The organism is Mycobacterium sp. IDUB_37 (assembly GCF_055419245.1).
Genome location: NZ_JBVAXG010000004.1, coordinates 21,270 through 42,911 on the forward strand (window position 1 = coordinate 21,270; position 21,642 = coordinate 42,911).

Annotated in this window: 20 protein-coding genes; 9 read left to right on the top strand and 11 right to left on the bottom strand. The window is 66.1% G+C overall.

The window, feature by feature from the left end; translation table 11 throughout:
* Positions 1-32 precede the first annotated feature (32 nt).
* From qcrB to ACZY1I_RS14520, 5 genes are all read right to left on the bottom strand, one after another.
* On the bottom strand, positions 33-1,628 hold the full coding sequence (qcrB, locus tag ACZY1I_RS14500) for a cytochrome bc1 complex cytochrome b subunit (protein ID WP_463755151.1): 1,596 nt from the start codon (positions 1,626-1,628) through the stop codon (positions 33-35).
* Positions 1,629-1,776: 148 nt separating this feature from the next.
* Complete coding sequence (locus ACZY1I_RS14505) at positions 1,777-3,714, bottom strand: DUF2339 domain-containing protein (protein WP_463755152.1); 1,938 nt, start codon at positions 3,712-3,714, stop codon at positions 1,777-1,779.
* A gap of 59 nt (positions 3,715-3,773) precedes the next feature.
* On the bottom strand, positions 3,774-4,430 hold the full coding sequence (locus ACZY1I_RS14510) for a response regulator (RefSeq protein WP_463755153.1): 657 nt from the start codon (positions 4,428-4,430) through the stop codon (positions 3,774-3,776).
* Complete coding sequence (macS, locus tag ACZY1I_RS14515; RefSeq protein ID WP_463755154.1) at positions 4,423-5,577, bottom strand: MacS family sensor histidine kinase; 1,155 nt, start codon at positions 5,575-5,577, stop codon at positions 4,423-4,425. Before macS ends, ACZY1I_RS14510 begins: the two co-directional genes overlap by 8 nt.
* 256 nt (positions 5,578-5,833) lie before the next feature.
* On the bottom strand, positions 5,834-5,968 hold the full coding sequence (locus ACZY1I_RS14520) for a hypothetical protein (RefSeq protein ID WP_463755155.1): 135 nt from the start codon (positions 5,966-5,968) through the stop codon (positions 5,834-5,836).
* Between the two features lie 48 nt (positions 5,969-6,016).
* On the opposite strand from ACZY1I_RS14520, the gene ACZY1I_RS14525 reads away from it, so the two are divergent.
* Both ACZY1I_RS14525 and ACZY1I_RS14530 read left to right on the top strand, forming a co-directional pair.
* Positions 6,017-6,667, top strand: a complete 651-nt coding sequence (locus ACZY1I_RS14525; RefSeq protein WP_463755156.1) for a hypothetical protein — start codon at positions 6,017-6,019, stop codon at positions 6,665-6,667.
* An 81-nt stretch (positions 6,668-6,748) separates the two neighbouring features.
* Positions 6,749-8,095: a M20/M25/M40 family metallo-hydrolase gene (locus tag ACZY1I_RS14530; protein WP_463755157.1), complete on the top strand. Its 1,347-nt coding sequence runs from the start codon at positions 6,749-6,751 to the stop codon at positions 8,093-8,095.
* A gap of 7 nt (positions 8,096-8,102) precedes the next feature.
* On the opposite strand, the gene ACZY1I_RS14535 is transcribed toward ACZY1I_RS14530, so the two are convergent.
* The 3 genes from ACZY1I_RS14535 to bcp form a co-directional block, all read right to left on the bottom strand.
* Complete coding sequence (locus ACZY1I_RS14535) at positions 8,103-9,056, bottom strand: PE family protein (protein ID WP_463755158.1); 954 nt, start codon at positions 9,054-9,056, stop codon at positions 8,103-8,105.
* Positions 9,057-9,188: 132 nt separating this feature from the next.
* Entirely contained in the window at positions 9,189-9,560 is a 372-nt protein-coding gene (locus ACZY1I_RS14540) for a nuclear transport factor 2 family protein (protein WP_463755159.1), read from the bottom strand.
* Positions 9,561-9,624: 64 nt separating this feature from the next.
* Positions 9,625-10,098, bottom strand: a complete 474-nt coding sequence (gene bcp, locus ACZY1I_RS14545; RefSeq protein WP_463755160.1) for a thioredoxin-dependent thiol peroxidase — start codon at positions 10,096-10,098, stop codon at positions 9,625-9,627.
* A gap of 97 nt (positions 10,099-10,195) precedes the next feature.
* Between bcp and ACZY1I_RS14550 the strand changes: the two genes are divergently transcribed.
* A complete protein-coding gene (locus tag ACZY1I_RS14550; RefSeq protein ID WP_463755161.1) occupies positions 10,196-10,423 on the top strand; it encodes a DUF3618 domain-containing protein in 228 nt (75 codons plus the stop codon).
* A 31-nt stretch (positions 10,424-10,454) separates the two neighbouring features.
* Here ACZY1I_RS14550 and ACZY1I_RS14555 read toward each other — a convergent pair whose 3' ends face one another.
* Positions 10,455-11,243 (bottom strand): SDR family NAD(P)-dependent oxidoreductase, encoded by a 789-nt coding sequence (locus tag ACZY1I_RS14555; RefSeq protein ID WP_463755162.1) that lies wholly within the window; start codon positions 11,241-11,243, stop codon positions 10,455-10,457.
* The gene (locus ACZY1I_RS14560; protein ID WP_463755163.1) at positions 11,240-12,979 is read right to left on the bottom strand and encodes a DUF3556 domain-containing protein; all 1,740 of its coding nucleotides are present in this window, start codon (positions 12,977-12,979) and stop codon (positions 11,240-11,242) included. The genes ACZY1I_RS14555 and ACZY1I_RS14560 overlap by 4 nt, the downstream gene beginning before the upstream one ends.
* A gap of 460 nt (positions 12,980-13,439) precedes the next feature.
* On the opposite strand from ACZY1I_RS14560, the gene ACZY1I_RS14565 reads away from it, so the two are divergent.
* From ACZY1I_RS14565 to ACZY1I_RS14590, 6 genes are all read left to right on the top strand, one after another.
* Positions 13,440-14,159, top strand: coding sequence for an ABC transporter ATP-binding protein (locus tag ACZY1I_RS14565; RefSeq protein WP_463755164.1), 720 nt, complete (start codon positions 13,440-13,442; stop codon positions 14,157-14,159).
* On the top strand, positions 14,156-15,322 hold the full coding sequence (locus ACZY1I_RS14570; protein WP_463755165.1) for an ABC transporter substrate-binding protein: 1,167 nt from the start codon (positions 14,156-14,158) through the stop codon (positions 15,320-15,322). Before ACZY1I_RS14565 ends, ACZY1I_RS14570 begins: the two co-directional genes overlap by 4 nt.
* Positions 15,319-16,161: an ABC transporter permease gene (locus ACZY1I_RS14575; RefSeq protein ID WP_463755166.1), complete on the top strand. Its 843-nt coding sequence runs from the start codon at positions 15,319-15,321 to the stop codon at positions 16,159-16,161. The genes ACZY1I_RS14570 and ACZY1I_RS14575 overlap by 4 nt, the downstream gene beginning before the upstream one ends.
* Before the next feature lie 106 nt (positions 16,162-16,267).
* On the top strand, positions 16,268-16,558 hold the full coding sequence (locus ACZY1I_RS14580) for a hypothetical protein (RefSeq protein WP_463755168.1): 291 nt from the start codon (positions 16,268-16,270) through the stop codon (positions 16,556-16,558).
* Between the two features lie 202 nt (positions 16,559-16,760).
* On the top strand, positions 16,761-19,385 hold the full coding sequence (locus tag ACZY1I_RS14585; protein WP_463755169.1) for a helix-turn-helix transcriptional regulator: 2,625 nt from the start codon (positions 16,761-16,763) through the stop codon (positions 19,383-19,385).
* 109 nt (positions 19,386-19,494) lie between these two features.
* Positions 19,495-20,730, top strand: coding sequence for a cytochrome P450 (locus tag ACZY1I_RS14590; RefSeq protein ID WP_463755170.1), 1,236 nt, complete (start codon positions 19,495-19,497; stop codon positions 20,728-20,730).
* A 13-nt stretch (positions 20,731-20,743) separates the two neighbouring features.
* Here the strand turns inward: ACZY1I_RS14590 and ACZY1I_RS14595 are convergent, their stop codons facing one another.
* Positions 20,744-21,634 carry a lysophospholipid acyltransferase family protein gene (locus ACZY1I_RS14595; protein WP_463755171.1) on the bottom strand — a complete coding sequence of 297 codons (891 nt, stop codon included), beginning with the start codon at positions 21,632-21,634 and terminating at the stop codon, positions 20,744-20,746.
* Positions 21,635-21,642: the final 8 nt, after the last annotated feature.

A 21,642-nucleotide genomic window follows, 5' to 3' on the forward strand; every position in this document is an offset into this window, starting at 1 on the left:
AGCGGGTCGCGATCATCGGGTCGAGCGCTGGATTACCGTCGCAGGGTGCTGATGGCGCGTTGTTCGCGGGCGTGCTCAGCCTCAGCGAGGGCCGCGTCCTCGGATGCGGGGTCAGCCACGAACAGGCTGCCCGACCCGGGCCGACCACCCGCGCCGAGTTTGTTCATCCGCTTGGGCAGCGGTGCTCCTCGGTATTCCAATGCAGTGGCGTGACCTTCGGCGTCAACGGTGCCCAGCGGCTGGTGGATCTCGATGTACGCGCCGTGCGGTAGGCGCCGCAGAATGCCGGTTTCGACGCCGTGTTCCAGGACGGATCGGTCGCTGCGCTGCAACCCGATGCACCAGCGATAGGTGATGAAGAAGACCAGGGGCGGCAGGAGCACCATCGCCAAGCGGCCGATCCAGGTGGTCGCGTTCAGCGAGATGTGGAACTTCAGCGAGATGATGTCGTTCATGGCTGCCAGCGTGAGCACCAGATAGAAGCTGATTGCCATGGCGCCGATCGCCGTGCGCACCGGGACATCACGGGGACGCTGCAGCAAGTTGTGGTGCGCGTAGTCGCCGGTGAAGCGCTTCTCCAGGAATGGGTAGGCGATCAGCAGGATAAACACGAGCCCCATGATCAGCGCCACCGCGACAGTGGCAGGCACCGTGTGGTGGCCGACATACAGCTCCCACGCCGGCCACAGCCGTTGCAAGCCGTCCGGCCACATCATGTAGAAGTCGGGCTGAGAACCGGCCGACACCTGAGATGGCTTGTAAGGGCCCAGGTTCCAGATCGGGTTGATTTGCAGCAACCCACCCATCAGACCCAGGATGCCGACGATGCAAGCGAAGTAGGCGCCGGATTTGACTGCGAACGTCGGCATGACGCGCACTCCGACCACGTTGTGTTCGGTGCGCCGCGGCCCGGGGAGCTGGGTGTGCTTCTGGAACCACACCAGCGCGAGGTGCACCCCGATCAACCCGAGGATGACGCCCGGCAACACCAATACGTGCAGTGCATAGAGTCGGGGAATCAGTACGGTGCCGGGGAAATCCCCGCCGAATAGTGCCCAGTGCAGCCAGGTTCCGACCACCGGCAGGCCCAGGGTGATCGAAGACAGCGCGGCACGCAGGCCAATGCCCGAGAGCAGGTCGTCGGGCAGTGAGTAGCCGAAGTAGCCCTCGAACATGGCCAGGATCAGTAACAGTGATCCGACTACCCAGTTCGCTTCGCGGGGGCGGCGGAACGCTCCGGTGAAGAAGACGCGGGCCAGATGAACCATGATCGCCGCAGCGAACATCAGCGCGGCCCAGTGGTGGATCTGTCGCACGAACAAACCACCGCGAACTTCGAAGGAAATATTGAGGGCCGACTCGTAGGCGCGCGACATTTCCACGCCGCGCAACGGTTGGTAGACCCCGTGGTAGGTGACTTCGGCCATCGAGGGATCAAAGAACAGGGTGAGATAGACGCCGGTGATCAGCAACACGATGAAGCTGTACAGCGCGATCTCGCCGAGCAAGAACGACCAGTGGGTCGGGAAGACCTTGTTCATTTGGCGCCGTAGTGCCGCGGAGGGGTGATATCGCGAGTCAATGCTGTGCGCCTGCTGGGCTGCGCGATCCGACTTCTCGAGGTCCACGGCGACCGTCTCCTTGCCACCGAGTCGCGTCGTTGCGCATCGGCTCTAGATCTACTACTTACCGTAGTACCACAATGCGTAGTATTAGGAAAGGGCGCCCGAAATCACTGATTTCGGGCGCCCTTTACGTCTTGTCGCGAGACTGGCGCTACTTCGCCGAAGCCAGGCTGCGAGCGTAGCCGGCGCCCATGCTCAGCAGCACCAGGCCCACGATGATGAAGGCTGCCACCCGGAAGATGCCGTCCAGCGTGGCCAGGTCGAACAGGAACAGCTTGGCGGTGGCCGCGCCCGTCAGCGTGAGACCGGCGGTGATCGACTGGGTGCGCCGGTCTTCACCAGCCCGTCGGAGCGCGTAGACGAATAGTGTTGCAGCCATGCCGATCCAGCAGATGGTGGCAGCCATGTGTCCGGCCAGGAACCCGCCTCCGGTGCCGCCGACGAGGACACCGGCGGTGACCGTGAATGCGGTGACGGCGTAGATCACCAGCGCGCCAGCCGCCGCGAACAGCAGCAGCACGTTCTCGGAATTATGCTGCCCGACAAACATTTCCATTGATATGAACATGCGCACCAGCACGATGGCGAGCGCAATGACCAGCAAGCTGGCCGCCAGCGTGGACACCGCGACTGGCGTCGGCAACGCGGTGGCCCGCACCAGCACGGGTAGCGGCACGTAATGGTAGGAAATCGCGGTGCCGATGAAGCCGAATCCGGCTGCGGCCCAACGCGCTACGACGTCGTGGCGACCGGCGATGGCGATGATGACGGCCATGGCCAGCAGGACGGGACCTTCGACATAGCCGGCGAACGCGACGGTGAGTGATACCAGTGCCGAGATCGCCGACCACGCCGACCAGATCTGGGTGACGACGCGGGGGTGATCACCGATCAGTGCGATGGCCAGCATGGCCGCCGCCAACATGGCTGTCAGAAGCGCGGCGAGCACCCGGTCCACGGCGACCGCACAGACCAGTACGGGCACCGTGCCCGTCGCCGTCAGCAACGCCAACCCGGCCGCATTGCTGGTGGAAGGCAACAGGATCAAGCCGCCGGCGATGGCAAGGATTGCCGCGACGCCGCACGCGCCGCCAACCAGCCACGCGTTGTCGTGCCGGCTGATCGCAGCCAGCGCCAGCAGTAATGGCAGTGTCGTGGCTGCGATCCGGGCGGCATGCATCCAGATCCAGTCCTTGCCGATCTGCACCGGCAACGCCGCGGCCGAGAGCGCCAGCATGAAGCTGACCAACAGCAGGTCGACACCATCGGTAATCACCGGTGCCAGGCCGATGAGGGGCACCAGTACCAGCAGCGCCAGGTGTTCGGAGTCCCAGCGTCGCGCCAGGGCCAGTCCCGCACCGCCCACGATGGCGGCGAGTATCAGCCCGACGGGTGCCGGTACCCACTTGTAGATGGTGACGATCGCGATGACATCCAAATACGCGGTGGCAATCCCGGTGGAGGCCAACGCAATCGCACCGATACGGCCGCCGGGCCGCCCCCGCAGCCGGGCCGCGATCGCGACCAGTGCCGTTGCCAGCGCGCCGCCACCGGCCACCCGGATCTCCGGTCGAAGAAGGCCGGCTTGGGCGGCCAGCACGAGCAACAACACCACGCCGATCAGCGTCACGGCGACGCCGGCGACCGCGAGTAGCTTGCCGATCCAGCCCGACTCGGCCTTCTCCGCCGACCTGGTTGGCATCGCCTCAGGGCGCACCTTTGGCGCGCGCGGCGGGGGAGTGGGGGCAGGTTGTGGGGGCCTGGGCCGGGGTGCTTGCTGGCGCGGTGGCTGTGGGGCGCGCGGCGCCGCAGACGCGGGTGCCCAATATTGCCAATACGCCTGCCAGTACGGGTCCTGCTGCTGCGGCGGGATGTGCTGGGCAACGGGTTGCGGAGCGACGGGCGCCGGAGGGGCCGGGGCCGGGGCGGGTGCACTGGCCGAGGGTGATGCCGCCGGCGCGGAGGCGGAGAACAAGCGGTCCAGTTGGCCCAGCTCGCCGGACACTTTCGACATCTGACGGGCCAGGGCGTCGAATTCGTGGGAAAGCCGACTCAGGACATCACGGTCGGCCTGTTGCGATTCGGTCATGGTGACCCACCCTGCCCGCATGCGCCGGGCATCGGATGAGTAGGACTACCCAAATACCGTCATTGGTCGAGTCCGTGTTCGATGGCGTAGCGCGTCAACTCCACCCGGTTGGCGACCTGCAGCTTGCGAAACGTCGCTTGAACGTGGTTTTCCACGGTGCGGTGGCTCAACGAGAGTTTCTCGGCAATCTGCTTGGCGGACAGCCCTTTTGCGACGAACCGCAGCACCTCGGTCTCCCGCTCGGTGAGGCTGGGAGTAGCGGGCCCCGAACTCGGGTTCTGCGCGATGCGCCGGTATTCGCCCAGCACCAGACCGGCCAGACTGGGCGTGAACACGGCGCGACCGGCCGCGGTGGCCCGCACCGCTTCGGCCAGTTCGGATTTCGACGCGCTCTTGACCAGGTATCCGGTTGCTCCGGCCTTGACGGCCTCGAGGACGTCTTCGCGCTCGTCGGAGGCCGAGAGCACCAAGACACGGGTTGACGGCGAGACCTCGAGAACTTCCGTTGTCGCCTGAACGCCGTTACCATCTGACAGGCGCATATCCATCACCACGACGTCCGGTTTGACCACCGCCGCCCGGCGGCGGGCGGCGGCCACCCCTTCGGCGGTGGCGACGACGTTGAATCCGTCGTCGGCGAGGTCGCGGGCGACGGCATCGCGCCAGATCGGGTGGTCGTCGACGACCATGACGGTCGGTTCGGTCTGCTCAGTCATGGCGTCCCTCCTGACGCGGCATACTCAGCTCCCATTCGGTGCCTTCGCCTTCTTTGGTGGTCAATTCAGCGCTGCCGCCCAACGACACCAACCGTCCCACGATCGACTTGGAAATTCCGACGTGTCCCTGAGTGACTGCTTGGTCCAGTCGCCCTTGCTCGATACCCACACCGTCGTCGCGGATGCTGATCGCGATGGAATCGCCCAGATCCTCCAGGAGGACGAAGGCGCGCGCGGTTGGACCGGCGTGCGACTTCACGTTGTCGAGTGCGTTGCCCACCGCCGCATCCAACTCGCCGGCGACACCACTTTCCAACGGAACCGGTGTTCCCGGCAGGCTCATCGACACGCGGTCGGACTCGCGACGGCGCAGTAGTGCGCGCAGGTCGACCGTCGCATCGTGCTCGTCGGTCTCCATGTCGGTCGAAGTGACCCAACTTCGCAGCGCGCGTTCCTGCTCACCGGCCAGCTTCGCGAGCTCTGATGCGGCACCGCCTATTTCGTGGCCACGTTTGGCGACCAGCGCAAGCACCTGGATGACCCCGTCATGGACCTGACGGGACAGCCGTTCGCGTTCTTCGAGAGCCGCGGATAGCCGGGCAGCGCGCTGCAATTCGTCGTGAGCCCGTCGCGCAGTCCGGGCGGCCAGCCCCACCGCCAACCCGACCGCCAGCTCGACGATGACGGTGGCGTTGCGTCCGAGGTTGACGTTGAGGTAGCCCTTCACGAATTCGCTGGTGGCCGTGACCGCCACCCCGGTCAGCATGCCGCCGGTGGGGCCGAACTGCAGTGCCGCGGAGATGGTGGCGTTGCTGGCCCACAACGTCGTTGGCCAGGTCTGGTTGTCGTGCGCCCACTGCCCGGTCGCGACCACCTGAGTGGACAGCATCAGCAGCAGCACTACCACCAGTTCGGCGATCACCCAGGCCGGCCGACGGCCGAACCCTCGCAGGTAGGCGACCGCGCACGCGGTGCTCCAACCGATCAGCACGGTGAATAGCGCCCAGGCGAGTCCAGGGTGACGCAGGTCCGAATTGACGGCGATGTGGAACCCCAGTGCGTACAGACAGCTCAGCAGCCGGAACAGTTGCGCCGCGCGCCACAGGGGGGTCGTCGGATCGGGGGCCTGATCAGTACGGCTGGCCAACATCAATGTGTCGGCTTTGTGAGTCGCATCTGTGCCCTTCCGGCGGATCCAGGTATAGCCGACGATATCGCGGACTCTGCGGCACGGGCGGGATCTCTGGGCTTGCCGCCGGTGGGCAGGGTGGCGCCAACGGGCAGTAACGCTTGATTCGGTTGCCGTACAGACTAATACAGTCCGCATGCGCTGCGAGATCGGCTAAGCAGCGATCGATCCTAAAGTCATCGCGCGCATCGGGATTCGCCGCCTTCCGAGCGACTCAGGAAACGGTCTTCAGGGTGGTCAAGGTGGTGCCGCCGGCGCGGGCGGCCAGGGTGGTGCAGCCTCGATCGGAGGGGTTACCGGAAACGGTGGTGCGGGCGGAACGGGTGGCCTGGGGGGCGATGGAGGCCAAGGCGGTGACTGCCTCGGTGCCACCAGTACTGGTGCTACGGGCGGCGCCATGGGGGCCCAGGGTGGTCAGGGCGGAACGGGGGGCGCTGCGGGTGCCGGTAGCGCTGCCGGCGTCGGCGGTACTGGCGGCGAGGGCGGCGCCGGGACAGCCGGCGCCATTTCCTCGGGGACACCTAATAACGGGTTGCAGGGCGGCCAGGGCGGTACTGGGGGTACCGGCGGTGCGGGCGGTGCCGGCATCGGCGGGGTCGGCAACGGCGCCGGTGGCAAGGGCGGAGTCGATGGTGGCGGCGGTGCGGGCGGTCTCGGCGGCGACCTCACCGGCGTTGTTAGTACGGCTGGCACCGGCGGGCAGGGCGGTGTGCTCAGCTCCGGCATCGCCCTTGGCGGCGGTGGGGGTGGCGTCGTTGGTGGCGGCGGCGGCGACGGGGGTCAGGTTTCCGTCAACGGTGTAACCACCGGCGGCGGCGCCGGTGGCGCGGGAGGTCAGGTGATCGGCGGCGGTGGTGGCGGTGGCAGCTCGAGCAGCGGAATCGTGGGTGGGGATGGTAGCGACGGTGCCGCCGGTGGAGCTGGCGGCACGGGAGCCAACGCCAGCATCTCTATCGGTGGTCAGGGCGGCAACAACACCGGCGGCGTTGGGGGCGGTCCGGGCGTGTCCGGTTTCACCAACGGTGGCGGCACCGGAATGTCCGCCTGACGGGGCTGCTGGGAGTTGGGCGGGGTTTGCCAGTCGCACATGCTCTCGTAGGCACTCGGCACCGACAGTTACTCTCGGGGCGTGACTGATCTGGTTGAGCGTGTGCGCGAACTGTTGCCTTCGGTGCGGCGGGATCTCGAGGGCCTGGTGCGCATCGAGTCCGTGTGGGCCGACCCGGACCGCCGCGACGAGGTGCACCGCAGCGCGCAGGCAGTGGCGGACTTGTTGTCGCAGGCCGGTTTTGATGACATCAAGATCGTCAGTGAGGGAGGCGCCCCGGCCGTCATCGCGCACCATCCCGCGCCGCCGGGCGCGCCTACGGTGCTGCTGTACGCCCACCACGACGTGCAGCCCGAAGGTGACCGCACGCAATGGCTTTCGGCGCCTTTCGAGCCGACCGAGCGGGATGGCCGGCTGTACGGACGCGGTACTGCCGACGACAAAGCCGGTATTGCAACGCATTTGGCGGCCTTCCGGGCGCACGACGGCAACCCGCCGGTGGGGGTGACGGTCTTCGTTGAAGGTGAGGAGGAGTCGGGTTCGCCGTCGCTGGGTCGGTTGCTGGAGGCCCACAGGGACGCGCTGGCCGCCGACGTGATTGTGATTGCGGATTCAGACAATTGGAGCACCGAGATTCCCGCGCTCACGGTGTCGCTGCGCGGATTGGCTGACTGCGTCGTGGAGGTCGCCACCCTGGACCACGGGTTGCACTCGGGGCTGTGGGGCGGCGTGCTGCCCGACGCCCTGAGCGTGCTGGTACGACTGCTGGCCAGCCTGCACGACGACGACGGCAATGTCGCGATCGCGGGTCTGCACGAGTTGAACACCGACGGACTCAACTACCCCGACTACCCGCCAGAGCGGATTCGCCAGGACTCCGGTGTGCTGGATGGGGTCAGTGAGATCGGTTGCGGGACTGTGCCACAACGGTTGTGGGCTAAGCCGTCGGTCACCGTGATCGGGATCGACACCACATCCGTTGCGGCAGCGTCGAATACGCTCATTCCGCGGGCGCGCGCCAAGATCAGCCTACGGGTGGCGCCCGGCGGCGACGCGGCAGCGCACCTGGACGCGCTCGAGGCGCACCTACACGAACACGCTCCGTGGGGTGCCCGGGTGAACGTCATCCGCGGCGAACTCGGCCAGCCCTACGCCATCGAAGCGAGCGGCCCGGTCTACGACGCCGCGCGGGCGGCATTCCGGCAGGCCTGGGCTGCCGATCCCATCGACATGGGGATGGGTGGCTCGATCCCATTCATCGCCGAGTTCGCCGAGGCGTTTCCTGAGGCGAAGATCCTGGTCACCGGGGTCGAGGACCCTGGGACGCAGGCACACAGCATCAACGAGAGCTTGCATTTGGGGGTGTTGGAGCGCGCCGCGATCGCTGAAGCGCTGCTATTGGCGAACCTTGGCGCGAACGCGAAGTAATCCTGGTCTAAGAACCGTTCTTGCCCGGCAGGCCTATCAAGCCACCCTTGCCGCCGGGTCCGGGCACACCGGCCCCGTTGGCGTTGCCGCCGTTGCCGCCGTTGCCAAGCAGCACTCCGTTGCCGCCGGCGCCGCCATTGCCGCCGGCGCTGCCGCCGTCGCCTCCGTTGCCGCCGAAGCCGATCAGGCCGGCCTGGCCGCCCGTCCCGCCATCGCTGGAGGAGCCTCCGACGCCGCCGTTACCGCCGGTGCCAATCAAAATTCCGCCGGCGCCGCCGTTTCCGGCGGGTCCGAAGGACAACGTGCCGCCGCCGGAACCGCCGATGCCGATCAGTCCGGCGTTGCCGCCGTCACCGCCGCCGCCGAATGCAAATCCGCCGTTGCCGCCGATGCCGAACAGTGTCCCGCCGGCGCCGCCGGCCCCGCCGCGACTGCCGCCGCCGTTGCCGCCGTTGCCGCCGGCCCCGCCGATACCGAACAACCCCGCATTTCCGCCATTGCCGCCGACCCCGCCCAGGCCGGTGTTCGACCCGCCGGCGCCGCCATTACCGATGATGATTCCGCCGTCGCCGCCCCTTTGCCCGGGCGCACCAGTTGCGCCATCGCCGATGAAGGGACGGCCGAACAGCGCGTAGCCAGGCGCGTTGATGATGTCGAGGAGCGGTTGCAACGGGTTGGCGGCCGCCGCCTCGGCGGCGGCGTACGCGCCCGCGCCGCCAGATAGGGTTTGCACAAACTGCTGGTGAAATGCGGTGGCCTGCGCGCTGAGGGCTTGATAGCCCAGGGCGTGCTCACCGAAGACTGCCGCGATCGCGGTCGAGACTTCGTCGGAGGCCGCAGCTGCCAAGCCGGTCGTCTGCGCCGCCGCCGCTGAGTTGGCCTCGGTAAGCGTCGAACCGATCCGGGCCAGATTTCCGGCCGCCTGGGAGACGAAATCGGTGTTGGTGACGACAAATGACATTGGGACTCCCCTATGAGCAGCGGCAACACACGGTTCTTCGACAGATTAGATCGCAATAGCTCACTGTTGTCTGCTGTTTGCTCGGGCGAATATTTGGATTCAATTTGAGGCGCACTCAAGGGCGAGCGGAAGCTACGCCAACTTCGGATTCAGGTAGACGTACAACGTGGCGATCTTGTCGTCCCGCACCACGATCACGTCGAGCCCGGTGTAGGCGGGCGGTTCCCCTTGCGGGCCCGAGCCCCAGGCGACGATGCCGCCGTCGTGCAGGGCCTGCGGTTGGCCGCGGTGGGTGTAGACGAACTGTGGATGGGTGGCCCGTAGTTCTCCGGCGAAGGTGTCCACCGCGTCGCGGCCCATGAGGACCGCGTCCGGAACGTAAAGCACGCAGTCGTCGGTGTAGAGCTCTTCGATCGCGGCGCGTCGGCGTGCCGGATCCCCTTCTCCGAAGACGTCGTGAAGATTGCGCTGCAGAAGGTCGATGGTCCGCTCGGTGGTAGGCATGTTCTGATTAAAGCGGACTATGGTCCGTTTTATTTCCCCGCCTCACCGGAGCGGCCAAAGACGGCTAGACGGACAGGTCGCGACGCAGCTTGGCGACGTGGCCGGTGGCCTTGACGTTGTACTGCGCGACTGCGATCTTGCCCTTCTCGTCGACGACGAACGTGGACCGGATCACGCCGGTGACCTTCTTGCCGTACATCGTCTTCTCACCGAACGCGCCGTAGGCGGTGAGCACCTTGCGCTCGGGATCCGACAACAGCGGGAATGTGAGTCCCTCGGCGTCGCGGAACCTCGCCAGTTTCTCCGGCTTGTCGGGAGAGATGCCGACGACGTCGAGGCCGGCTTCGTTGAGCTCGCTGAGGCTGTCCCGGAAATCGCAGGCCTGTTTGGTGCAGCCGGGTGTCGAGGCGGCCGGGTAGAAGTAGATGACGACGCGGCGTCCCTTGAAGTCGGCCAGCGACACCTTGTTGCCGTCGGCGTCGGGCAGGCTGAACGCGGGCGCTTTGTCACCGGGCGCCAGGCGGGCTGTCTCGCTCAAGGTTGAAAGTCCTTTCTGTTCACCGGAGCGCGGGGACCAGCACCGGCTGCTCTAGGGTAGTTCGTCAGTGCACCAGCCTGACTTGGAGGACAGACACGTGGCGGACCGCGATCCCGACACCATCAAGCAGGAGATCGACCTTGCCCGCGAACAGCTGGCGGCGACCGTCGACTCGCTTGCTGTGCGTGCCAACCCGCGCCGCCTGGCCGACGATGTCAAGGCCCGGGTGATCGAGTTCCTGAACAAGCCGATCGTGACGGTGTCTCTGACCGGGGCCGGCGTCGTCGCGGTCGTGGTGGTCATTCACAAGATCCGCAACCGCTGACCCGGCCGATTTCTCGCCAGCGGACGCGATGTCAGCGGCGCGCCACGAAATAGCCGGAGATCACGGCTTTCAGCCTTCTTGAGGGCGACAGCGGCGCCACCACCCGCATGACTTTGTTGCCGAGCCCGGGCATGACCATGACCCGGCCGGACCGCATCGCCGCATACCCGGCCGCCGCCGTCGGCGCGGCGTCCATGATGAAGCGATCCAGCCGTGACCAATCCCCGACGCCGGCGGTTTCGGCGAACTCGGTGCGCGTCGGACCCGCTGCGAGATGGGTGCAGGTGACGCCGGTGCCGTGCAGGTCGGCGGCCACTGCCTCTGAAAAGCTCCGGACGTAGGCCTTGCTGGCGGAGTAGCCCGCCTCCAGTCCGTGTGGGATGACGTAAGCGGCGATCGAGCTGACGTTGAGGATGGCGCCGCGGCCCGCCTTGACCATTCGCGTGGCGTACAGCGTGGTCAGGTCGGTCAAGGTGACGACGTTGAGCTGAATCATCTTCGAGATCGCAACGGGGTCGGACTCTTGGATCTTCAGGCCGAGAATCCCCACCCCGGCATTGTTTACCAGGTAGTCGACCTCGACGCCGAGTTCGTCGACGCGGGCGACGAGTTCGGGTCCGGCGCCCGGCCGGGCCAGGTCCATCGTGACGGTGTCGACGCGAACCTTGTGCCGAGATCGCAGATCGTCGGCCAGTGCGGCCAGTTGTACGGTGCTCCGCTCGCTCGACACCACCACCAGGTCGATGCCGTCGGCGGCGAACAGGCCTGCCAGTTCGCGTCCGAGTCCGGTCGACGCCCCGGTAACGAGGGCGGTCGTCACGCGTTCAGGCCCGCATCGCTGGTGACGTGGATCGGAATGTCATCGGCCCAGGGCTGGGCGGTGGCCATGTCGGCGACATGGACATAGCCGCGCTCGAATTCGCCCGTTGCGGCGTCGACCAACTGGTATTCCTGCCGCTGCGTCTGGATGGGCTGGGCGTCCAGGATCACCACTCTGACCTCGCCCGGTTCGAACCCGCACCGCTCCTGCAGCGCCGCGATCAGAGATTCGTTGTGCATGTGCCCGTCGCCGAAGTTCCAGCCGACTGCCATGGCGCACAGCATCTCGCCCTCACACAGGTTGTAGTCGTCCTCGTCATAGCCGGCCATCGCCCGGTGCGCGAGGGTGAACAGCGCGCGGCCGTGGGTGTTCATCCCGCGGAATGCGTACGCGAGATGAATGGGGACCAGGGTGTCCTCTTTGCTCTTGTATAACCGCTCGAGTTGCAGGTGCTGCATCGGACCGAGGGCGCGCGCACCGATCCGGATCTTCTCGTCGGCCGACGGCTTCACGCACCACAGGGTGGTGTCCCAGTTGCCCGCGTAGTAACGCATTCCGGGCAGGAAGGAAACCTTGCGCGGGAACAGGTTTCCCGCGACGACAGTCCCGGCGACGACCGCGAACAGGACGGCCAACGGCAGTGGGTGGGTGACGTCCGAGAGACCCAGCTGTGCGTGCCCGACGAAGAGCCACAGCACCCCGAAGATCATGAAAACGTTCCACTCGAGAGGCACGCCCATCGGGAAGGCCAGCAGGATGTTCAGGTGAAACACGATCATCACGAATGCGGCAATGGCGGTGGGCCAGCCACCATGGGAGAAGAACAGCGCCAGCGGCACCAATCCCTCCACTGCGGTGGAGAAGTGCGCGATGAAACCCGCTAATGCGCTGGGCCGCAGGTCATCTGGATACTTCTTGAACATCGACCGCTTGAGCGCGCCGGACGGGATGAACGGGTTGTTCGCCAGCATCGTCGAGATCACGAACGGGAAGTGCTTGTTGAGCTTCGATGTGGCCGCGCCCAGCCAGATCACCATGAAAACCACTTTTGCGCCGACCACGATGTCGACGCCGGAGAACAGGAACACCAGCGTCAGCGGCGTGTACACCTCGCCGCGCGCAGCCAAGAAGATGATCTTGTCGCGCAGGCTCAAGACGGCCAGAACCGAAAGAATGGCGGCCGGCTGCCACCAGGGCAGCACGCCAATCCTGGTCCCCAGGGCGGGAATTGGGCCGGAGCCGTCGGACACCAGCGCGATGACGAGCAGTGCCAGCAGGGCAGCGTAAAGCAAGGCGTCGAAGGGGCTACGGGTATTACCTCGAGTCAGCGGAACCCTGGTGGGCCAGGGTGGCAGTCGGATGGTGCCGGGCCGCAGCCAGTAGAGGATCGAGCCCATCACGGGGAAGTACCGCCCGGCCAGCGGGCCGAAGCAGCAGCCAAGACCGATGACCTCGAAGAGCATGGTGTAGAGCACGGCCTTTTGGAACACGATCGGTTCGGTCCACCAGCTGCCCACATTGGTGAAGCCGTCCACACCCCGGGTGGCCAAGGCGAACAGCCACGCGCCCAGGATGTACAGCACTATTTTGACGCCGTACATCACGTGCATGATCAGTGGCGTGCCGAAGCCGTTCTCGGCGATGTGGCGCGCCATTGGCACAATCCGCTCGGCGCGAGTCCGCTTACCCCATTCGGCCGCCTCGACGACCGGCAGGTTCGGCTGGATGAACCCCATGGCAGCTCCAGTCCTGGCAATAGTTGGTGAGAAAAAAGTACCTGCGGACACGTCCGGGCAACAGATCCGAGTCGACTCAGTGGGACGGAACCCGGCCGCCGGGCGCACGGTTGCGATCAGCGCGATCACATCTGGCCGGTCGGTTGCCCACTGGCGTGGTAAGCCGCCCGCCGTGCCCGGTCCCTCGTCATCAATCAGCGGGGGCGCCGGTCCGGTGTCCTCGCTAAAGGCCAGACAGCGCAACATGTTCCGGGCTTCGCACCGATCCGGTTCGCAAGGTGGCGTTAGTTGGGCTCATACCTCGGATCTGTTGGTCGGTGCCGCACCCGTCGATCGCATTGCACCGGCGATATCGGGTTGGTCCGCTTGGACAATCCGTTCCGCCCGATGGCACCGTGATGCCTGTGGCGTGTCCCGGGAGGGACAGTGCATCAACGACCCATCGGGAAGGAAGTCAATCGTGGGAACTGCCACTGTACGAATAGTCGGTGGCCACAAACGGTTTGACGCGGACAGTCACGTCCTCAGTGACATCGATCTGACCATTGACGACGGCGACTTCCTGGCGATTCTCGGGCGCAGCGGCAGCGGCAAATCCACTCTGCTGCGGGTTATCGCCGGGCTGGAGGAGCTCACATCGGGAACCGTCGAGTGGCCTGACCGCATCGGTGGTAGCGGTTCGGCGCGGCCACACACCGGCGTGGTGTTCCAACAGGCCCTGCTGTTCCCGTGGTTGACGGCGGGTGAGAATGTGGTGATCGCCGGTCGGTTCGCCGCGCACAAAGAGTCGTTCGAGCGGGAGTACGCACAGGAACTCCTGCGTCGTTTCGATCTGGAACGAGTAGCGGATCGCTACCCGGACCAGTTGTCCGGCGGCCAGGCGCAGCGCGTGGCGATCATCCGTGCGGTAGCCACCCGGCCGCGGCTGTTGCTGCTCGACGAGCCGTTCAGCGCCCTGGATCCCGCCATCCGCGCCGACCTGCAGAGCTGGCTTGCCAAACTCGCGGCTGAGCTGGGGATCACCGTCGTCCTGGTCACCCATGACGTGGACGAAGCCCTGCTGCTGGCCAGTCGTGTGGTGCTGCTCGGTCCTGACGGGCGGATCCAACGCGAGTGGCAGCCGGGCGAGGCGCAACTTCGGCAAGAGATCCTCGACAACTATCGCCTGGTCGAGCAGTGACACTCGTTTCGCGGCGGTCGTTACTGGTGGGCACGACCGCGCTGGCCGCAGCGGGTGGTCTGGCCGGGGTGGCCGACCTCGCACATGCCGCGAGCATCGACCGGACCAACACCAGCGGACAACTCCGTATCGGGTATCTACCCATCACCGACGCGGCGCCACTGCTCATCGCGCATGCGGCGGGCCTTTACCAACGGGGTGTGGTCAGCGCGGCCAAACCGGTGCTGTTCCGCAGCTGGGCCTCGCTGGCCGAAGCATTTGTCACCCGTCAGGTCGATGCGGTGCACATGCTGATGCCCACCGCCATCCAACTGCGCTTCCTGCTAAAGAGCCCGGTTCGGGTGCTGAGCTGGAACCACACCAACGGTTCGGCGTTGACCGTCGCGCCCGACATCACCGATTTCGGGCAACTTGCCGGAACTCAAGTGGCGATACCGTTTTGGTGGTCGATCCACAACATCATCCTGCAACAGCTGCTGCGTGCCCACGACCTGGTGCCGGTGGTGCGCCGCAGCGCGTCACGTGCCGCTCGGACCGTGGAACTCATCGTGATGAGCCCGTCGGACATGGTTCCGGCCCTGGCCAACCGCTCGATCAGCGGCTACGTGGTGGCCGATCCGTTCAACGCGATGGCTCAGGTGCGCAAGATCGGCCGCATCCACACATTCCTCGGCGATGTGTGGCGCGATCACGCCTGCTGCGTGGTGCTGGCCCACGACGACCTCATCGAACATCGCCCGCAGGCGGCCGCCTCCCTTATCGATTCGATCGTGGCCGCCCAGCAGCGCATCAACACTGACCGCGCGGCCGCCGCTGCCGCGTTGTCGACCGGTTCCTACCTGCCGCAACCGCTGCCGGCGATCAAGACCGCGCTGACCTACCGACCGCAGGACTATCGATTTCTGCACCCCGACTGGCAGCCGCAGCGGCTGGGTTTCCAACCCTTTCCGTTCCCCAGCTTCACCCGTCGACTCGTCGAGGCCATGCACGAGACGGTCGTTGACGGTGACCGGGCTTTCCTGGAGCGGCTGGATCCCTCGACGGCGCACGCCGAACTGGTCAACGACACGTTCGTGCGGTCGGCGCTGGCCTCACACGGCGGGCCCGAAGCTTTTGGCATTCCCTCCGATTGGACCCGAACTGAACAGGTACAGCCGCGATGACGACTAATCGGGAAACCTCCCTGTACTCACCCGTTACTTCGGCGCCGCCCCGGGATGCCGAGGGCCCGACCGGGCCGCGGCGGGTCCTACAGCGGTGGTGGCCGCCCGCACTGGCGATCGGTATCGCAATAGCGTTGTGGTGGTTGGCGACCGCCGTCCTTGCCCCGCCGCAATCACTGTTGCGTGAGACGACACCGGCGCGGGTGGTCAAATCACTCGTCGACTTGTACAACCGTGGCGTCCTGCTGCCCGACGCCGGAGTCAGCCTGTGGCGACTGCTGATTGGGCTGCTGGTCGGCGCCGTCATCGGAGTGCCCGTCGGGTTGCTGATCGGTTTGAACGACACCGCCGATCGAGCCACCCGTCCGGTGGTCCAGTTTCTGCGGATGATCTCGCCGTTGTCGTGGGCGCCAATATCGGTGGCACTGTTCGGGATCGGCAACGAGCCGGTGATCTTCCTGATCGCCGCCGCGTCGGTCTGGCCGATCCTGATCAATACCGCAGCCGGCGTGCACGCCATCGATCCCGGCTATCTGCAGGTGGCCAGATCGTTCGGTGCCACCCGGTTCGAACAGCTCACCGTCGTGGTTCTGCCGGCAATTCGCGGCCACCTGCAAACCGGTCTGCGGGTTGCCCTTGGCATCGCGTGGGTGGTGTTGGTGCCCGCCGAAATGCTCGGTGTGCGTTCGGGTCTGGGGTACCAGATACTCAACGCCAGGGACCAGTTGGCCTACGGTCAGGTAGTCGCGGTGATCGTGGTCATCGGCGTCATCGGGTACGTCCTGGATCTCGCCGCGCGGCGCGCGCTGTCTGGGGCGCGCACCGACCGCAAGCGCTAGGCCGCGTAGCGGTGATCAGAAAATGGCGTAGTCCACTACGCGGTTAATTTTGCTCTGCGCGGGCCAGGCTGATTGCAGCTGATCCAAACTCCTCAAGGAGGCCGAAATGACCGCACCAGCAGAAGCCCAGGCTCAGGCAGCACCCGCTGTCGAAGCCCACCCCGAGGTTGTAGCGCCCGTACTGATCACCTTGCAGGAGGTGGCCTTCAGCACGGCGGCGGCGATGCCTGTGCACCCGACGCGGCGGTGGGCCGCGACGCCGTCGGCTTTCCTCGCGGCAATGCGGAAGATGCTTCAGGCATCAACATCCCAGCTGCGCGAACCTCGCCGCGACCAACCGCGGCGCTATTCCTACTTGGAGTACGCTTGCATGTCGCGCGAGATGAACCGGCTCTAATCATGAATACCGTTGTGCTAGTACTGCTTTTGATCGGCTTGCCCACCTTTGCGGTGGGCGTCAGCCGTCTGCAGGCGTCCTTGGAGCGCTGGGATTATCGGCGCACTGCACAAGACTGATGCGCCCGCGCGGCAGGCAAAACACTTGTAAATAGTCGAGAAATGGTCTCGTGAAGTGAGTAGCACACGGTTATAGTCGCCGTGTGATCAGCGGAGATCCGTTGACAGGGCGTGATGACGAATTGGCCGCCATTCACCGCGCACTGGGCGGAGCAGGCAGGTACTCCGGCGTCGCAATCGTCGGAGCCGCGGGCGTGGGCAAGACCGCACTCGCGCGTGAAGTCCTTCGGCGCGCCGAAAAATCCGGCGAGCGGACCAACTGGATCGTCGGCACGGAATCGGCGCGCGCGTTGCCGCTGGGCGCGTTCATCGGGTCGCTCCGCGACGGGATGGCCGACCCGCTGACCAACGTCCGTCGCGTCACCAATTCGTTTGTTGCCCAACAGGGGCGGGGACGCGTGCTGGTGGGGGTCGATGACGCGCACCTACTCGACGAATTGTCCGCACTTGTCGTGCAGCAACTGGCGCAGTCGCGCGGGACTCGGCTGGTCGTGACGGCGCGCACGGGCGGTGCTGAGCCCGACGCGGTGACCGCACTGTGGAAAGACGGACTGCTGGCCCGCCTGGATCTCGCGACGCTCTCGGATGAGTCCACCCGCGGGCTGATCGAGACCACGCTCGGCGGACCGGTGGATTCTCGCAGCGCGCACCGGATGTGGAAGCTGACCGCAGGAAACGCGTTGTTCCTGCGACAGCTGTTGAATGCTCAGGTCGCGGCGGGCCGGATGCGCCAAGTCGCCGGGGTGTGGATGTGGGACGACGACGTGGCGGTTGTGCCGAGCCTGCACGACGCGGTCGGGCGGCGCCTCAGTTGCCTCACCCCGCAATTGGCGTTGGTCGTCGACACGCTGTCGCAGTGCGAGCCCCTTGCCGTCGACGTGCTGTGCGACCTGGTGGGCCGCGACGAGCTGGAAACAGCCGAGCAGATGCAATTGGTGAGTGTGGAGCGCACTGGCGCGACGCTGGTCGCGCGCCTGGCTCATCCGCTGTTTGGTGAACTCCGCCGTGCCACCGCCGGCGAGATGTATCTGTCCAGAATTCGGGGCAGGTTGGCTCAGCGACTGGCGAAGGACGCCGACGCCGATATGCGAGCCACCGTGCGACGAGGCCTGCTCACCCTCGAGTCCGACCTCGCCCCCAACCCCGAGCTGTACCTGGAATCGGCGCGGCATGCCATGACGCTGCTCGATCTCGTCCTGGCTGATCGATTCGCAACCGCCGCCGCCGAAGCGGGGCTGGCCGAGGCGGCAGGGGTTCGCGCGATGAACCTGGTGCTTCTCGGTCGCGGCGAGCAGGCCGAGGCGGCCCTCAGCGATATCGGTGCCGGCTGGGATAGCTGTGGCGAGGCCCGCCACTGGGCGACGGTGCGGGCGGCCAACCTGGTCTGGATGCTCGGCCGGCCGAAGGACGCCGCAGCGATCCTCGATGGCCTGGCGTGTCTCGAGGAGACGCAGGCGCAGCGCGCGGAGCGTATCGCGGTCGAAGCCTGTGTCGATGCGGTGTCGGCGCGTTGCGAAATGGCAGCGCAAAAGGCCAGAGCCGCACTGGGTTCTGCGGACTTACCGGGTTTTCACGCCATGATGGCATCGCTTGCGTTGATCATGGCAATGGGCGCCCTCGGTGACGTCGATGACCTCAAGGCGATCGCTGAGCAGGCGCTACGGCGCGCCACTACGTCTTTCCAGGCATCCCATATGCGGTTCTGGTTCGGCGCGGTGTACGGCCGAGCCTGCAGGCTGACCGGCCGCATCGACGAATTCATCGCTACTGCAAAGCAACTCGCCGATTCGGCACGCGATGTTCCCGGCCTTGCTTATGCGAACCTGGCATTTCTGCTGGGTCAGATCGAACTGGTGCGCGGCGCCGCCGGCGACGCGGTGAAACTGCTGCACGAAGCGCAGGCGGGGGTGCAAAGGCACGGCGTCACAACGGGTCTGCACCCGGCCAGTTGCTTCGCGTTGGCCGAAGCGCACGCCAAGCTCGGCGATGCAGAGGAAGCCAATGAAGCGGCGGCCAACGCCCGAGCGTGCGTGCCGGCCGACTACCTGTTCATGCACACCGGGTTGGCGCTGGCGACAGGTTGGGCGCAGGCCACCAGCGGTTGCCTGACCGACGCTGTCGAGACCGCGCGGGCCGCGGCCGAGCAGGCGCGCGAACGCACCCAGCCGACCCACGAGCTGGCCTGCATTCAGGCGGCGGCCCAGTGGGGTGAATCCTGCGGCGCGGAACGTGCGCGCGAACTCGCCGACGCGTTGTCCTTACCGGTAGCCAATGCTGTTGCCCAGCATGCGGAATCGCTGCGCGCCAACGATGGCGATGGGCTGCTGGCGGCGGCTTCGCAGTATCGGGCCATCGGTGATCGGGCGGCGGCCGCTGACGCCGCGGCGCAGGCGGCCGCCATGTTCACCCGCAGCGATCGAGGCAAGCGCAGCCTGTTTGCGGCGGCGCTGGCCCGGGAATTGGCCGACGAATGTGGTGGGCTGAACACGCCGGCGTTGCGCAGCCGGGTGGGCATCCCGCTATCCGGACGCCAGCGTGGCGTCGTCGAACTCGTGGTGGCGGGCCTTTCCAACCGCGAGATCGCCGAACGTCTGGTGATGTCGGTGCGCACCGTCGAGGGCCACGTGTACCGGGCCTGCCAGCGGGTGGGAGCCCAATCCCGCGAGGAGTTGGCATCCATCCTGAGCGCCGGCCGCGGCGCACGCTGAGCCCACGCAGCGGGCGCTGCCCGCGAATTGCGTAGTCAACTACGCTATCCGGCTTCTCCGCCCGCCGCGAGCATGGAAGCAATAACGCTTCCAGCCCGAGGAGTTCATCGTGAGTGTCGCCGCCATCGGTCTGAAAGCCCCGAGCGTGTTCGAAGCCGACCTTCCTTGTGTCGCATACGAAGAGGCCTCGAGTCCCGAGGAAGCGCATCGGAATCTCCGAAAAGCGCTCGAGCAGAGCCCGATCGCGATGGGGTCGCACGGCCCAGAGATTCTGAGTTACGACCTGGTGCACGCCACACTGCGCGACCATCGTTTCGCCCCGCCCCCGGGACTCGGCCTCGAAACACAGGGCATCACCGACGGCCCGCTGTGGTTTCGGACGAGCACCAGCCTGCTGGCCATCAACGGTGCCGATCACAACAGGCTGCGCAGACTCGTATCGAAGGCGTTCACGCCGCGGTCGGTAGCCCGACTCGACTCCACCATCTCGCGCATCATCAACGATCTGATCGACCCGCTCGTCGGCACCGGGCGCTGCGAGATCGTGGCCGACATCGCCCGGCCCTACCCGGTTCCGGTTATCAGCGCGTTGCTGGGTGCTCCTCGCAAGGACTGGCAGCGTTTCTCCGCGTGGGCCGACGACTTCTTCAAGCTGTTCACTTGGAACGTCGCGGCATACGAGCGCGAAATCCTCACGGCTTGGGCAGAACTCGACTCCTACATCGACGACATGGTTGCCGATCGACGCCACTCGCTCACCGATGATCTGATTTCCGAACTGATCCGTGCCGAGGACGACGGTGACCGACTGAGCATCGAAGAACTGCGGATGCTTGCGGCAGGCATCTTGATGGCCGGTACCGACACCACTCGTAACCAAGTGGCCGCCGCGGTCGACGCTTTCTGCGACTATCCCGAGCAGTGGGACCTCCTCGCGGAGCGTCCCGAGCTGGCGATGAGAGCCGTCGAAGAGGTGATGCGTTACACACCAGTGGCTTTCGGCGTGATGCGACTCGCGGGTGAGGACGTCGAGATAGGCGGCGTCAAGATACCGGCAGGCACTTTCGTCATATGTAACACGGCCGCCGCCAACCGCGACCCGAGCGTCTTCGACGAGCCGGATCGGCTCGACATCACGCGCGAAGGTGCCGCGCCGATGCAGACTTTCGGCGCGGGTGCGCATTACTGCCTAGGCGCGAACCTGGCCAGGCGCGAGGTCGCCGAGGCGCTGCGGGTGATGGCCGCCCGGATGCGGAATCTGCGTCACGCCGGTCCGTCGGTATGGAAGCCGATGATCGGAATCACCGGCCCGGCAGCGCTTTCCGTTCGATTCGACGCCGCCTAGTCTGCCCGCGAACTCAGCTCGCCGCCACTGCGGAGGACCACGCCAGCGGGTTGAGTTCGCGGAACGGATCGTCGGCACGGACGGATAGCAGGTGAGCCAGAATCTTCTCGAGTGACTGCTGGGTGTTCGCCCTGACGGTCTCGACCCACTTCTCGGTCGATGTCTCGGTGGGCTTCTTGGTGTCGATCGGTTCGCCGAAGTGCAGGTACATCCGCTGCGGCCGCGGGATGAAGGTGGGCCCGAGTCCGCGCATCAACGGCATCGCCATATCAGGTTCGCCGCTGAGCCTGGTGCTGACCGCCGTGCTGAGCCGACCCAGCGTGCTGTCGCGAGTGACCAGACTCTTGTAAACGTCGTCGCCGCCCACCAGGCCGACGGGCACGATCGGGTAGTCGTTCTCGGCGGCGATGCGCGCGAAGCCTGAGCGGCCACGCCAATTCAACTGGTATTCCTCACCTTTGAACTTAGCGATCTCGCGACCGCCGCCGGGGAACACAAGAATGGTCTCGTTGTGCCGCATCAATTCTCGAGCGGTCTCGGGTGCACCGACGACGCCGCCGTAAGCAGTCATCACGTCGCGTCCAAACTTGGGTTGTTGGGCGAACCTGCGGTCGGCCAACGGGCGGACCCGGGTGCCGATCGCGCGCCGCACGAAGTGGGGGACCAGCAGCACCTCACCGCCGATGAATTGAGTGTGGTTGCCTACCAACAAGAATCTTCCATCGGTCGGTAGCGTGTCCAGCCCAGTCACGTAGGGCCGGGTGACGTCTATCAGGGGAGCAATGCCGTCGTGAACCCGCTGCAGAACGTTGCGTAGCCGCTGCACTCGGGGCGGGTGGTTCATCACTGCATCGATATCGATGGGTTGGTCGGGGACGTTTCGGGATGGCCGGAAGGGGGGCATGCCGCCAC

Coding starts and splice junctions, on each gene's coding strand:
- ACZY1I_RS14580 (WP_463755168.1), top strand. CDS start 16,268: ATGACCGCACCAGCAGAAGCCCAGGCTCAGGCAGCACCCGCTGTCGAA.
- ACZY1I_RS14535 (WP_463755158.1), bottom strand. CDS start 9,056: ATGTCATTTGTCGTCACCAACACCGATTTCGTCTCCCAGGCGGCCGGA.
- ACZY1I_RS14595 (WP_463755171.1), bottom strand. CDS start 21,634: ATGCCCCCCTTCCGGCCATCCCGAAACGTCCCCGACCAACCCATCGAT.
- ACZY1I_RS14540 (WP_463755159.1), bottom strand. CDS start 9,560: ATGCCTACCACCGAGCGGACCATCGACCTTCTGCAGCGCAATCTTCAC.
- ACZY1I_RS14510 (WP_463755153.1), bottom strand. CDS start 4,430: ATGACTGAGCAGACCGAACCGACCGTCATGGTCGTCGACGACCACCCG.
- ACZY1I_RS14575 (WP_463755166.1), top strand. CDS start 15,319: ATGACGACTAATCGGGAAACCTCCCTGTACTCACCCGTTACTTCGGCG.
- ACZY1I_RS14525 (WP_463755156.1), top strand. CDS start 6,017: ATGGGGGCCCAGGGTGGTCAGGGCGGAACGGGGGGCGCTGCGGGTGCC.
- ACZY1I_RS14560 (WP_463755163.1), bottom strand. CDS start 12,979: ATGGGGTTCATCCAGCCGAACCTGCCGGTCGTCGAGGCGGCCGAATGG.
- ACZY1I_RS14505 (WP_463755152.1), bottom strand. CDS start 3,714: ATGACCGAATCGCAACAGGCCGACCGTGATGTCCTGAGTCGGCTTTCC.